This window comes from Achromobacter sp. Marseille-Q0513, from assembly GCF_018195695.1.
GTDB lineage: Bacteria > Pseudomonadota > Gammaproteobacteria > Burkholderiales > Burkholderiaceae_B > Achromobacter.
Genome location: NZ_JAGTJY010000177.1, coordinates 1 through 13,144, shown reverse-complemented (window position 1 = coordinate 13,144; position 13,144 = coordinate 1). Strand labels below are relative to the sequence as shown.

The window sequence follows — 13,144 nt, the reverse complement described above, 5'->3', positions numbered from 1 at the left end:
GGGGGGAGGGGATTGGGAATGGCGCGAGTAAGTGCGATTCGCGCTGCGCAAATGAAAACGCCCAGCTGCAGGAGCTGGGCGTCGATATGCTTTGGTGGCCTGGGGCGGAATCGAACCACCGACACGCGGATTTTCAATCCGCTGCTCTACCAACTGAGCTACCAGGCCAACGAAGTCCGCAACTATACACAATTTTTTGGACTTGTGCCAGTCGGTGAGAAAAAAGTTTAAAAAAGTTGGCGAGTCCAGGTTGATGAGGGCGAGATGAGTCGACGAATGATGGCGGCCGGGCAACGTTCCGGCCAAAGATTCCGGCCACGAGGTGGAGCAGGAGGGAGGCGGACCAAGAGAGAAGCAGACCAAGAGAGAAGCAGACCATGATGGGGAGCGACCCAAGCCCTGCGCATGCTGGCCTGCATGTCGCCTCCGTGTCGACGCGGATATCTCCGACCGCCGCCGCGCTTGTTGGACGCAGGGCATGCCCGTGAATGCGACCCAGGTGCGACCCAGCGTCGCGCCTGGCCGTCGCCGTGGTCCGTGGATAAGCCGCGGAGGTATAATCTTCAACGGTCTGCTGTTACATATCCACAAGTACAGGGCGGCCCGCCCATTCTTCCCACATGTCGGTAGCTGTCCTTGCCTTCGGTCTGAATCACACGTCCGCGCCGGTCTCGGTCCGCGAACGCGTGTCCATGCCCGTCGATCTGGTCAGGCCCGCGCTGGACGGATTGCGCTCGGCCTTCGGCGGCTCGGTCCGCGAAGCCGCCATCCTCTCGACCTGTAACCGCACCGAGATCTATTGCGCTGCCGACGGCCATGTGGCCGAGCAGCTGCCGGCCTGGCTGGCCGACTACAACCGGCTCGACGCCGGCACCCTGCGCCCGCATCTCTACCGCCATCACCAGGACGACGCCGTGCGTCACGCCTTCCGCGTGGCCAGCGGCCTGGATTCCATGGTGCTGGGCGAGACCCAGATCGTGGGCCAGATGAAGGACGCCGTGCGCGCGGCCGGCGAGGCCGGTTCGCTCGGCACGCTGCTGCACCAGATGTTCCAGCGCACCTTCTCGGTGGCCAAGGAAGTGCGGTCGCAGACCGCCATCGGCGCGCAGTCCGTGTCCATGGCCGCGGCCGCCGTGCGCCTGGCCGAGCGCGTGTTCGGCGACCTGGGCCAGGCCCGCACGCTGTTCATCGGCGCCGGCGAGATGATCGAACTCTGCGCCACGCACTTCGCCGCGCAGCGCCCGCGCAGCATGGTCGTGGCCAATCGCACGGCCGAGCGCGCCGAGCTGCTGGCCAATCGTTTCTCGGCCAGCACCATGAAGCTGTCGGACCTGACCGACCGCCTCTCCGAATTCGACGTGATCGTGTCCTGTACGGCCAGCTCCCTGCCCATCCTCGGGCTGGGGATGGTGGAGCGGGCCACGCGGCTGCGCCGCCACCGCCCGATGGTCATGATCGACCTGGCCGTGCCGCGCGATATCGAACCCGAAGTCGGCCGCCTGGACGACGTCTACCTGTATTCGGTGGACGACCTGGGCCGCCTGGTGCAGACCGGCACCGACGCGCGCCGCGCCGCCGTGGTGCAGGCCGAGGCCATCATCGAAACCCGCGTCCAGGGCTTCATGCACTGGATGCAATCCCGCGAAGTGGTGCCCGTCATCCGCGACCTGCACCAGGCCGCCGAGGATGTGCGCGCCGCCGAGCTGGAGCGCGCGCGCCGCATGCTGGCGCGCGGCGAATCGCCCGAGGCCGTGCTGGAGCAGCTGGCCCACGGCCTGACCCAGAAATACCTGCATGGCCCGCTGGCGGCGCTGAACCGCAGCGAAGGCGAGGACCGCAAGCAGCTGCTTGCCTGGATGCCGCGCCTGTTCCTCGGCCGCGACTCCCGCCGTTAGCGGCGCTGGCCCGCGTCCCGCCTTCCGGCGGGCGTACGCGTTGCCGCACGCCCGCCGTCCGCTTTCCCCCATTCGAGTACCGCCCATCATGAAATCATCCATGCGCAGCCGGCTGGAGCATCTATGCCATCGCCTCATCGAGGTCGACGCCATGCTCGCCGAACCGGACACCGCGTCCGACATGGACCGCTTCCGCAAGCTCTCGCGCGAGCGCGCCGAGCTGGAGCCCGTGGTCGAGGCCTTCACTGCCTTCGTGCGCAGCGAGGAAGATCTCGCCACCGCGCAGGAGATGCTGTCCGATCCCGACATGAAGGCCATGGCCGAGGAAGAGATCAAGGCCAGCCGCGGCAAGATCGAGGAACTGGAAGGCGCGCTGCAACTGCTGCTGTTGCCGCGCGACCCCAATGACGGCCGCAGCCTGTTCCTGGAAATCCGCGCCGGCACCGGCGGCGACGAGAGCGCGCTGTTCTCGGGCGACCTGCTGCGCATGTACACGCGCTACGCCGAGCAGCGCGGCTGGCGCGTCGAGCTGATGTCGGAAAGCCCGTCCGAGCTGGGTGGCTACAAGGAAGTGATCGCGCGCATCGACGGCGACGGCGCCTACGGCCGGCTCAAGTTCGAGTCCGGCGCGCACCGCGTGCAGCGCGTGCCCGCCACCGAGGCGCAGGGCCGCATCCACACCTCGGCCTGCACCGTGGCCATCATGGCCGAGGCCGACGAGGTGTCCGAGATCGTCATCAACCCCAGCGATCTGCGCATCGACACCTTCCGCGCCAGCGGCGCCGGCGGCCAGCACATCAACAAGACCGATTCGGCCGTGCGCATCACCCACCTGCCGACCGGGCTGGTGGTGGAATGCCAGGACGACCGCTCGCAGCACCGCAACAAGGACAAGGCCATGCAGGTGCTGGCCGCGCGCCTGAAGGACAAGGAAACCCGCGAGCGCCAGAGCAAGGAAGCGGCCGAGCGCAAGAGCCTGATCGGCTCGGGCGACCGCTCCGAGCGCATCCGCACCTACAACTTTCCGCAGGGCCGCGTGACCGACCACCGCATCAACCTGACGCTGTACAAGCTGCAGCAGATCATGGAAGGCGATCTGGAAGAGCTGACCGGCGCGCTGATCGCCGAACACCAGGCCGAGCAGCTGGCGGCGCTGGGCGACGACGTCTGAGCCACGGACGCGCGCGATGACCCAGGTCAAGACCTTGCTCGCCGATACCCGGCTGCCGCGCCTGGAAGTGCGCATGCTGCTGGAGCACGTGTTGCAGAAGCCGCGCGCCTGGCTGCTGGCGCATGACACCGATCCGCTGCCGGCCGCCGCGCAGCAGGCCTACGAGGACCTGGCCCGGCGCCGGCTGGCGGGCGAGCCGATGGCCTATCTGGTCGGCCGCCGCGAATTCATGGGCCATCTGTTCCGCGTCACGCCCGATGTGCTGATCCCGCGTCCGGACACCGAGGTGCTGGTGGAAACCGCGCTGCAATGCCTGGAAGGCCAGTCCGCGCCAGCGGTGCTGGACCTGGGCACCGGCAGCGGCGCGATCGCGATCTCGATCGCGCTGGCCCGGCGCGACGCGCGCGTGATGGCCAGCGACCTGAGCCCGGCGGCGCTGGCCGTGGCCGCCGGCAACGCCTGGGAACTGGCGGCCTCGGTGCGCTTTGTCGAAGGCAGCTGGTTCGACGCCGTGCCGGCCGGCGAGGGCTTCGAGCTGATCGTCTCCAACCCGCCCTACGTGGCTAGCGATGACCCGCACCTGCAACAGGGCGACGTGCGCTTCGAGCCGCGCGGCGCGCTGACCGACGGCGCCGACGGACTGGGCGACCTGGCCCGCATCGTGCAGGGCGCCGGCGCGCGGCTCAAGCCGGGCGGCGCGCTGTGGATGGAACACGGCTGGGACCAGGCCGAGGCCGTGCGCGGCCTGCTCCAGGCGGCCGGCTTCGAGGACGTGGCAAGCCGCCGTGACCTGGCCGGCATCGAGCGCATTTCCGGCGGCCGCTGGCCGGGCCGGCGCTAGCGGGTCCTGCCGCGCGGCTTGGGCGCGTCCGACTTGGGGGCGTCGAGCATGCGCATGCAGCTGTCGGCGACCGCCCGCGCGAAGGCGGCGCAGTCGGCGGGCCGGGCCGCGATGATGTCGTCGGTCGCGCCGTGCACGCCGGAATAGATCAGCAGGGACACGACCCTGGGCTGGTCCGTGGTCCAGGCGCCCGCCGTCATGCCGTGCTCGACGATGCCCTGCAACTGGTCCAGGATCGCGTTCCTGTCCGCATTGGCGCGGTCATGGTGATGATGGTTGGCGTAGACGATATCGTGCGTGCGGTAGGTCTCGACATAGGTCTCGACGCTGGCGTGGATCCAGGCCCGCAGACGGGCGCGCCAGTCGCCGGCGGGGCAGGCATCCACGGCGGCCTGCAGGCGCTCCAGGAAACGGGCGGTGTAGCGTTGGGCGAGGGCGCCCAGCATGTCGTTCTTGGACGCGAAGTAGTGGTAGAACGTGCCCTTGGCGACCTGTGCCTCCTCGACGATCTCGCTGATCGTGGTGGCTTCCACGCCCTTGGCCAGGAACAGCTTCTCGGCGGCGGCCATCAGTTCGTCCAGCCGGACTTCGGCCGGCTTGGTCCGGGGGGACTTGGTGGGCCGGGGTTCCGGCCGGGTCGTCTGGTAGCGCATCTGGCGGCCTCTTCCTGCGTCGCGGCATCGGGGGGGCGGGATTCGAACTCCCCTGATCGAGCGCCAAGTTTAGGCGACTTGAGGGGCCGAATCCGCGGAAACGGACCGATCCGGGGCCGGGGCGCCGTCCCGGCCGGCGGCGCGGGGACGGGCAGGCGCCCGCCCATGCCCCGACGGCGCGCAGGGGGGTCCGGCCGGTTTTTCCGGCAGTACCTATAATTGCGTAATTCCCTTGTCGGCGCCCGCACGGCGCCTGTCTGCGAGATCACCATGAGCGACGTCCAAGAATTCATCCGCGAAACCGTTACCCAGCATCCCGTCGTGCTGTTCATGAAGGGCACCGCCCAGTTTCCCCAGTGCGGCTTCTCCGGCAAGGCCATCCAGATCCTCAAGGGCTGTGGCGTCAAGAAGCTGGTGACGGTCAACGTGCTGGAGGACGACGAAGTCCGCCAGGCCATCAAGGAATACTCGAACTGGCCGACCATCCCGCAGCTGTACGTGTCCGGCGAATTCGTCGGCGGCTCGGACATCATGGCCGAGATGAACGAGTCCGGCGAGCTCAAGACCCTGCTGGAGCAATCCGGCGCCACGGCCTGATCCCGTGCGTCGTCTCGTCGTCGGCATCACGGGCGCCACGGGCGCCCTGTACGCGGTGCGCATGCTGCAGGCGCTGCGCGGCGTGGACGACGTCGAGTCGCACCTGGTGATCTCGGCGTCCGGCGTGCTCAATATCAAGCATGAGCTGGACGTGGGCCGCCACGACGTCTATGCGCTGGCAGACCACGTGCACAGCATCCGCGATGTGGGCGCCACGCTGGCCAGCGGTGCGTTCCAGACCGCCGGCATGGTGATCGTGCCCTGCTCGATGCGCACGCTGGCGGCCGTGGCCCACGGTCTGTCCGACAACCTCATCACGCGCGCGGCCGACGTCACGCTCAAGGAGCGCCGGCGCCTGGTGATGATGGTGCGCGAGACGCCGTTCAACCTGGCGCACCTGCGCAACATGACCGCCGTCACCGAGATGGGCGGCATCGTGTTCCCGCCCTTGCCGGCGTTCTATCACCGGCCGGCCAGCATCGAGGAAATGGTGGACCACACCGTGGCCCGCGTGCTGGAAATGTTCGACATCAACGTGCCCGGCCCGCATTGGGAAGGCATGTAGGCTTACTCCACCAGTCCCAGCCCGTTGAGCGCGGCCAGGTTGTCCGGCCAGCGGCGCGCGCGCGCGTTCTGCAGCTCGATGCGGGCCCAGGCCATCCAGCCGGCCCATTCGATGCGCTTGTCCCAGGCCGTGCCCCAGGCCTGCAACGCCGCCAGCCCGGCCGCGGCGTGGCGCTCGGCCGCCTCGAAATCGCCCGCCGTCAGCGCCAGCTGCGCCAGCAGCAGGCGCGGCTCGCCGACCCAGGGATTGTGTTCCACGGCCGCTTCCAGCATGTGGCGGGCGCTGTCCATCTCGGTCAGCGGCTGCATGCGGGTCACCACCTGCCAGTACAGCGCGCTGGCCGCGGCCTCGTCGCGCGGCGTCAGCGTGGCGCGGCAACGGTCGAAGGCCGGCGGCACCGGGATGCCGGTGCTCGTCGGCATCCGCGACAGCGGCGCAAGCAGGTGCGACAGCATGGACAGGATGTTCGACGGCGGCTTGAGCGGACCGGGCCAGAGCGAGGCGGCCCAGTGCGTCTTCAGGTCGCGGCGCTGCTGCTGCGGATAGCCGGCGAAGATCTCGTCCTGCCAGCTGTGCCATTGCTCGCCGATGTCGGCGGCCGAGACCACGATGAAGGCGGCCACCTGGCGTGGCGTCAGCGTGAACACCTGGCCGTCGGCGCCTTCCAGCGCCATTCCCTCGGGACCGGCGCCCTGGCCTTGCAGCACGGCCTGCACGAACTTCGTGCGCGGCATGGCGCAGAACAGGCTGACCCATTCCTCGGCTTCCTCGCCCAGCGCCGCGCGCAGCGTGTTGCGCTCGCGTTCGCGGTCGAACAGGGTGAGATCCACGTACTCATTGCCATACACGCTGTGGAACAGGCCCAGCAGCCGCACTTCGCGCGGCTGGTCCCATAGCGCCAGCGTGCGGTAGACGCCCAGCAGGTGATGCTTGAAGGTGCCGGCCTTGTGCCAGTCTTCGCCGGCGCTGCGGGCGAACAGCAGGTCGAGCAAAGCGGGCAGGTCGGCGTCGACGGCGGCGTAGTGGTCGGCCAGCAGGGCGCGCGCCAGGGGATGGAGTTCGGTAGCGGTGGACATGGGCATGCGGGCGCGGCGAGTGCGCGCCGGGTCGATGAAGGCAGCCGCTATTGTGTCGCGGCGCGGCGCGCTTGTCATGGTCGCGTCCTTATATGCGGATGGGCATATGAATATGAAAATTCATCGCTTCCGGTTTTGAGGGGCGCTCTCTAGAATCCCAGGCTTCCTTCGACTCCCGTCTCGCGAGAACTCCCATGCGCCTGCGCCGCTCCCTGGCCCTACTCTCCGTCCTGCTCGGCTTTGCCACCGGCACGGCTGCAACCCCGGCCTCGGCCCAGGACGCCGAACTCAAGGTCGGCGTCACCGTCGGCCCGCACGCGCAGATCGGCGAGGTGGTGCGCGAGGTTGCGGCCAGGGACGGCCTGACGGTCAAGCTGGTGGAATTCAGCGACTTCATCCAGCCCAACGCGGCGCTGGATGCCAAGGAGCTGGACCTGAACATCTATCAGCACAAGCCCTTCCTGGACGCGCAGAACAAGGCGCGCGGCTATCACCTTGTGCCGGTCGCCACCGCCGTGGTGCAGCAGATGGGCATCTATTCCAAGCGCGTGTCCAAGCTGGACGACTTGCAGCCGGGCGCCAAGGTCGCCATTCCCAACGACCCGACCAACGGCGCGCGCGCCTTGCTGGTGCTGCAGGCCGCCAAGCTGATCACGCTCAAGCCGGGCGTGACCGTGACCGCCTCGCTGTTCGATATCGCCGAGAATCCCAGGAACCTGAAGTTCATCGAGATCGAGGCCGCGCAGCTGCCGCATTCGCTCAAGGACGTGGACGCCGCCGCCGTGAACTCGGCCTACGCCATCCCGGCCGGCCTGTCGCCCGCCAAGGATGCGCTGGCGCTGGAAAGCAAGGACGCGCCCTTCGCGCCCGTGGTCATCGCCGCGCGCGAGGACAACAAGAGCGATCCGCGCATCGCCCGCTTCATCAAGGCCTACCAGTCCGACGAGGTCAAGGCCTTCGTCGCCAAGCAGTTCCCCGGCGCCTACGCCACCTCCTGGTAAGCCGCCCATGTCCTCGCTGACCATCTATTCCGAGGACGCGCCCACGCAAGGGCGCACATTGCGCGACGCCGACGAGATCGGCCGCGAGCTGGCCGCCATCGGCGTGCGCTTCGAGCGCTGGCGCGCGCAGGCGCCGCTGGCGCCCGGCGCGGCGCCAGAGGACGTGCTGGCGGCCTATCGGGAACAGATCGACCGGCTGGTCGCCGAGCGCGGCTACCGCAGCGTGGACGTGGTCAGCCTGGACCCGTCCCATCCCGAGCGCGCGGCGCTGCGCGCCAAGTTCCTGGCCGAGCATACGCATGCCGACGACGAGGTGCGTTTCTTCGTCGCCGGCAGCGGCCTGTTCGTGCTGCACGCCGAAGGCCGCGTGTACGCGGCGCTATGCGAAAAGGATGATCTGATCTCGGTGCCGGCCGGCATCCGCCATTGGTTCGACATGGGTTCGAGCCCGGCCTTCACCTGTATCCGCCTGTTCAACGATCCGGCGGGCTGGGTGGCGCGGTTCACCGGCGACGAGATCGCGACGCGGTTTCCGACGCTGGCCTGACATCAGCGCTTGCGCCAGGCCTGGCATTGTCCTGGCCTGGCGGATGATGCCGCGGCTTATGCAGCCGCCGGCGCCGGATACGTCTTCTGGTAGTGCACCGTGAAGGTATTGAACGCGGCCAGCGCCTTGTGCGGATCGTGGCCGGGCTTGACCAGGAAGCTGTCGAAACCCACCCGCGCCTGATAGTGGATGGTGTCGATCATCACGTCGCCGACCGCGCGCAGCTCGCCTTGCCATTGATAGCGCGTGCGCAGCAGCTGCGCCAGCGAATAGCCACGGCCGTCGGTATAGATGGGGAAGTCCACCGCGATGAAGGCGATGCCGGACGGATCCAGCGTGCCGTCGGCGTCGGCCAGCTCGCGCAGGTCGGCGTCGGGTTCCAGCAGCACGGCCACCGGATGATGGTGACGGCGCAGCGTGGCGCGCGAGGTCTTCCAGGTGGACAGCGGCACGATCCAGCCGGGCTCGTCGCGCGGCACCTGGCCTTCGGCGGCGACTTCGGGATCGGGCGCGAACAGGCGCGCCGTGTCGGTTTCCAGCCGGCCGCCGCGGATCAGGTGCGGGCCGGGGGCGTCGTGGGCAAAGACCTCAGACATGGGCGGGCTCCTGCGCGGGTTTAGCGAAAGCGGGATCGGCGTACACGTCCTGCTTGAAGGGATCGATGCCGACGCGGTCGACCACGTCGATGAAGCGTTCGGCCTCGCTGTCGCGCAGGCCGAGATAGGTCTGGATCAGCCGGTCGACCACGCCGGGCACCTGGTCGCGCGCGAACGAGGGGCCGATGATCCGGCCCACCGCCGCGCCGCCGCCACGCGTGGATTCGATATCGGGCAGCGGCCGGGCCGCGCCGTTCTGGCGTCCGCCGATGGTCACCTGATACCACTCCTCGCCGGCCTTATCCACGCCCAGGATGCCGATGTGGCCGACGTGGTGATGGCCGCAGGAGTTGATGCAGCCCGAGATGTTCAGGTCCAGCTCGCCGATCTCGAACAGATAGTCCAGGTCGTCGAACTGGCGCTGGATGGCTTCGGCCACCGGGATGGAGACGGCATTGGCCAGCGCGCAGAAGTCCCCGCCCGGACAGGCGATGATGTTGGTGAGCAGGCCCACGTTGGGCGTGGCCAGGTTCAGCGCTTCCAGCTGTTGCCAGAGTTCATGCAGGCGCGAGCGGCGCACGTCGGCCAGGATCAGGTTCTGTTCGTGCGACACGCGCAGCTCGCCGAAACCGTGCTCGTCGGCCAGCGTGGCGACCGCGTCCATCTGGTCGGCGGTGATGTCGCCGGGCGGCACGCCGGTGGCCTTGAGCGAGACGGTGACGGCGGCGTAGCCGGGCACCTGGTGCGCGTGCACGTTGGTGCGCAGCCAGCGCGCGTAGCGCTTGTCGGCGGCAGCCAGTTCGGCAGAATGATCGGGCTCGTCCCTTGCCGCCGGATCATATTGCGGCCAGACGAAGCGGCCGGCGATCTGGTCGACGAAGGCCTGGCTGATGGTGTCCGGGCCGCCCTTGATGGTCTGCCATTCCTCGTCGACCTGCTGCGCGTACACCTCGGGCGTCAGGTCCTTGACCAGGATCTTGATGCGCGCCTTGTACTTGTTGTCGCGGCGGCCGTGCAGGTTGTAGACGCGCAGCGCGGCCTGCAGGTAGGTCAGCAGGTCCTGCCATTCGACGAAGGGATTGATCAGCTTGCCGACGATGGGCGTGCGGCCCATGCCGCCGCCGATCCAGACGCGGAAACCCAGCTTGCCGTCGCGCTCGACCGCCTGCAGGCCGATGTCGTGCACGCCGACGGCGGCGCGGTCCTGCACGGCGCCGCTCACGGCGATCTTGAACTTGCGCGGCAGGAAGGCGAATTCCGGATGCAGCGTGGACCACTGGCGGATGATCTCGCACCACACCAGCGGGTTCACCAGCTCATCGGGCGCGATGCCGGCGAAGTGGTCGGTGGTGGTGTTGCGGATGCAGTTGCCGCTGGTTTGGATGGCGTGCATCTGCACCGTGGCCAGCTCGGCCAGGATCTCGGGCACGTCTTCAAGCTTGGGCCAGTTGAACTGGATGTTCTGGCGGGTGCTGAAATGGCCGTAGCCGCGATCCCACTTGCGGGCGATGTGCGCCAGCGTGCGCAGCTGGCGCGAGGCCAGGATGCCGTAGGGGATGGCCACGCGCAGCATGGGCGCGTGGCGCTGGATGTACAGGCCGTTCTGCAGGCGCAGCACGCGGAATTCGTCTTCGGTGAGCTGGCCGTCCAGGAAGCGGCGCGTCTGGTCCGAAAACTGCGCTACGCGCTGCTCGACGAGCTGCTGGTCGACCGGGTCATACACGTACATGTCTACTGCCCTTGAAGTCTTTCGGTTCTTGGTGTCCTGCCGGAGCGCCGGGCGCGGCGCGTCCACGGGAGGATTCATAACCGTAGCAGGCAGCCACGACGAGCGTCTAAGTCATTGTGGTAATAAGGTCATGCGGGCGATAAGCATATGACCGGGCGTGCGCCGGCCCGGCCGCAACTGCGGCGGGTACTGGTTCCAGCCTGGGGTTGCAGTGCGGAGTCATGGGCCGGCCTTGCCGCCGGACTTCACAGCGCCGCGCGCACCGCCCAGCGTGCCGCCACCACCAGCAGCGCCACCAGCACGGCTGCCATCAACAGCCCCGTCGCGATGACGTGGCCCGGCTTGTTGCCCGCGATGTCCGCATCGTAATCGCGCCTGCGGCGTATCCCGAGAAACCCCCACAGCACGGTCTTGACCGTGCGCAAGAAAGCCCGCATGTCCTGCTCCTGTCGTGATGTCGTCCGGGCAATGTAGGCCGGCGCGGCGGCGGGCGGCAGGCGCAGCTGTGGCTCAATCGGGCGTAGCAGATGGCGCGCCGTCCGGCAGGGCGATGCCGCGCACGATATGGTCCAGCAGCTCCCGCGCGGCCGGGGACACATGGCGGCCGGCCCGGCTCAGCACCTGCAGGCTGCCCTGGTTCAGGATGGGGTTGGACAACGGCAGGCTGGCCAGGCGCTGCGCGCGCAGGTCGGCGGTGACGGCGATGGGCGGGGTCAGCGCGTAGCCGATGCCGGTGGCGGCGAACTGCCATAGCGCCTTGAAGGACGAGGTGGTCAGCACGTTGCGCAGCCGCACCTGCTCGCTGATCTCGGCGGCCTGGATGTGCTGGCGCACGCCGAAGCCCTCCTGCATGGCGGCGCCGGGATAGTCGGCCAGGTCGGTCAGCAGCAGAGGCCGGCGCAGGCGGGTGAGCGGATGGTCGTCGCGCACGATGGCGCGGATGGGCTCGGGCCGCGAGTAATGCGTGCGCAGCCGCGCGTCGTTGGGCGGCTGGAACACCAGGCCGATATAGGCCTGGTCGTCGATGATGCGTTGCGCGATCTCGGAGGTGCGCGCCACGTCGATGTCCAGCGTGACCTCGGGATGGCTGCGCCAGTAGCCCGGCAGCACGCGGTCGAACATCAGTTCCACGAAGCCTTCGCCCAGCACCAGGTCGATATGGCCGCGCTCGGCCTTGCGCAGGCTGTCGATCTCGGAGAAGAAGCTGTCCTGGATGTCCTGCTGCCGTTTCACGTAGCGCGCCAGCATGTGGCCGGCGTCGGTCGGCACCAGGCCGCGTCCGCGCCGCTCGAACAGCGCCATGCCGCAGTCGCGCTCCAGCGCGGCGATGGCACGGCTGACGGCGGATGGGTCCATCTCCAGCAGCTCGGCCGCGCCGCGCACCGAGCCTCGGCTCATGACCTGCATGAAATAGTGGGTGCGGCGGGCGTCCAGGGTTTCGTCCATGGCGGGGGATCCAGATGCAAGAGCAGGGCGGCGGGCTTCAACAGGGCAGGATTGCGGCGGCAAACCCACACTTCCCTTAAGGGTTTACCCAGGTTTTCTGGCTGTTCATGCAAGAAATTCCCAGGAAACATTCAACCGTTGCATTTTACGCAACGTTTCTGCGCGGGCGATGTCATGGTTGCGGGTTGGGGGCGGGGCGAAAATCGCCGCTGCGCGTTCGCGCGCGTCCTGGCCGGACGCGGCGGATGCCGGCGGATGCGCGCGCGGATCCGCCCGCTTTCTTCCAATAGCTACTCACGTACTCCAGGGGAATCCCATGTCTCACGCCAGCGCCAGCCTGGCCGCGCCTTCGATGTCGCTGTCCAGCCGCATCCGCATGCTTGTCGTCATCCTGATGGTGGTGCTCATTTCCGAGGCCATCGGCAGCATGACCTTCGCGGTCGGTCCGGGCAAGATCGTGCTGCAGCCCATGCTCTGGGCCATCTTCATCGGCGCGGTGGTCGCGGCCCTGGGCCAGCGCCTGCCCGCAGGCGCCGGCGTGGATACCGCCATGCAGACGCGCATCAGCGGCTACCTGCAATACGCGCTGCTGCCCTTCCTGGCCAAGCTCGGCCTGATGGTGGGCGGCGCGCTGCCGCAGGTGCGCGAAGCGGGCTGGGCCCTGGTGTTCCAGGAATTCGGCCACTTCTTCGGCACCATGGCCGTGGGCCTGCCGCTGGCGCTGCTGCTGGGCATCAAGCGCGAGGCCATCGGCGCCACCTTCTCGGTGGGCCGAGAGCCCAGCCTTGCCATCATCGGCGAGCGCTACGGCATGAACTCGCCGGAAGGTCGCGGCGTGATGGCCGAGTACATCACCGGCACCGTGATCGGCGCGCTGTTCGTGGCGCTGCTGGCCGGCTTCATCACCAGCCTGAACATCTTCGACCCGCGTTCGCTGGCCATGGGCGCGGGCGTGGGCTCGGGCAGCATGATGGCCGCCGGCGTGGGCGCCATCGCTTCGCAGCAGACCCCGGCAATGGCGCACCAG

Annotated in this window: 14 protein-coding genes and 1 tRNA gene; 8 read left to right on the top strand and 7 right to left on the bottom strand. The window is 68.4% G+C overall.

Annotated elements, in window-relative coordinates; genetic code table 11:
* Positions 1-92: 92 nt before the first annotated feature.
* Positions 93-168, bottom strand: a tRNA-Phe gene (locus tag KDH83_RS25265).
* A 452-nt stretch (positions 169-620) separates the two neighbouring features.
* Between KDH83_RS25265 and hemA the strand changes: the two genes are divergently transcribed.
* The 3 genes from hemA (at position 621) to prmC (ending at position 3,907) form a co-directional block, all read left to right on the top strand.
* Positions 621-1,895 (top strand): glutamyl-tRNA reductase, encoded by a 1,275-nt coding sequence (gene hemA, locus KDH83_RS25260; RefSeq protein WP_212320762.1) that lies wholly within the window; start codon positions 621-623, stop codon positions 1,893-1,895.
* 88 nt (positions 1,896-1,983) lie between these two features.
* A complete protein-coding gene (prfA, locus tag KDH83_RS25255) occupies positions 1,984-3,066 on the top strand; it encodes a peptide chain release factor 1 (RefSeq protein WP_212320761.1) in 1,083 nt (360 codons plus the stop codon).
* Between the two features lie 16 nt (positions 3,067-3,082).
* The gene (prmC, locus tag KDH83_RS25250; protein WP_212320760.1) at positions 3,083-3,907 is read left to right on the top strand and encodes a peptide chain release factor N(5)-glutamine methyltransferase; all 825 of its coding nucleotides are present in this window, start codon (positions 3,083-3,085) and stop codon (positions 3,905-3,907) included.
* Here prmC and KDH83_RS25245 read toward each other — a convergent pair.
* On the bottom strand, positions 3,904-4,560 hold the full coding sequence (locus KDH83_RS25245) for a TetR/AcrR family transcriptional regulator (RefSeq protein WP_249205344.1): 657 nt from the start codon (positions 4,558-4,560) through the stop codon (positions 3,904-3,906). The two genes, prmC and KDH83_RS25245, sit on opposite strands and share 4 nt — an antisense overlap.
* 270 nt (positions 4,561-4,830) lie before the next feature.
* Here KDH83_RS25245 and grxD point away from each other — a divergent pair, with 270 nt between their 5' ends.
* Together grxD and KDH83_RS25235 are read left to right on the top strand one after the other, a co-directional pair.
* On the top strand, positions 4,831-5,157 hold the full coding sequence (grxD, locus tag KDH83_RS25240; RefSeq protein WP_212320759.1) for a Grx4 family monothiol glutaredoxin: 327 nt from the start codon (positions 4,831-4,833) through the stop codon (positions 5,155-5,157).
* Between the two features lie 4 nt (positions 5,158-5,161).
* The gene (locus KDH83_RS25235) at positions 5,162-5,722 is read left to right on the top strand and encodes a UbiX family flavin prenyltransferase (RefSeq protein WP_212320758.1); all 561 of its coding nucleotides are present in this window, start codon (positions 5,162-5,164) and stop codon (positions 5,720-5,722) included.
* Positions 5,723-5,724: 2 nt separating this feature from the next.
* On the opposite strand, the gene KDH83_RS25230 is transcribed toward KDH83_RS25235, so the two are convergent.
* Entirely contained in the window at positions 5,725-6,798 is a 1,074-nt protein-coding gene (locus KDH83_RS25230) for a DUF6817 domain-containing protein (RefSeq protein ID WP_212320757.1), read from the bottom strand.
* 194 nt (positions 6,799-6,992) lie between these two features.
* Here KDH83_RS25230 and KDH83_RS25225 point away from each other — a divergent pair, with 194 nt between their 5' ends.
* Positions 6,993-7,799, top strand: coding sequence for a MetQ/NlpA family ABC transporter substrate-binding protein (locus KDH83_RS25225; RefSeq protein WP_212320756.1), 807 nt, complete (start codon positions 6,993-6,995; stop codon positions 7,797-7,799).
* Positions 7,800-7,806: 7 nt separating this feature from the next.
* Complete coding sequence (locus KDH83_RS25220) at positions 7,807-8,346, top strand: acireductone dioxygenase (protein WP_212320755.1); 540 nt, start codon at positions 7,807-7,809, stop codon at positions 8,344-8,346.
* A 56-nt stretch (positions 8,347-8,402) separates the two neighbouring features.
* Here the strand turns inward: KDH83_RS25220 and KDH83_RS25215 are convergent, their stop codons facing one another.
* The 4 genes from KDH83_RS25215 to KDH83_RS25200 form a co-directional block, all read right to left on the bottom strand.
* A complete protein-coding gene (locus KDH83_RS25215) occupies positions 8,403-8,942 on the bottom strand; it encodes a DUF934 domain-containing protein (RefSeq protein WP_212320754.1) in 540 nt (179 codons plus the stop codon).
* A complete protein-coding gene (locus KDH83_RS25210) occupies positions 8,935-10,671 on the bottom strand; it encodes a nitrite/sulfite reductase (RefSeq protein WP_212320753.1) in 1,737 nt (578 codons plus the stop codon). Before KDH83_RS25210 ends, KDH83_RS25215 begins: the two co-directional genes overlap by 8 nt.
* Positions 10,672-10,916: 245 nt before the next feature.
* Positions 10,917-11,108 (bottom strand): DUF2970 domain-containing protein, encoded by a 192-nt coding sequence (locus tag KDH83_RS25205; RefSeq protein WP_212320752.1) that lies wholly within the window; start codon positions 11,106-11,108, stop codon positions 10,917-10,919.
* Positions 11,109-11,181: 73 nt separating this feature from the next.
* The gene (locus KDH83_RS25200) at positions 11,182-12,117 is read right to left on the bottom strand and encodes a LysR family transcriptional regulator (RefSeq protein ID WP_212320751.1); all 936 of its coding nucleotides are present in this window, start codon (positions 12,115-12,117) and stop codon (positions 11,182-11,184) included.
* A 316-nt stretch (positions 12,118-12,433) separates the two neighbouring features.
* Here KDH83_RS25200 and KDH83_RS25195 point away from each other — a divergent pair.
* Positions 12,434-13,144: DUF3100 domain-containing protein (locus KDH83_RS25195; RefSeq protein ID WP_212320750.1), on the top strand; the 711-nt coding region annotated here is incomplete at its 3' end.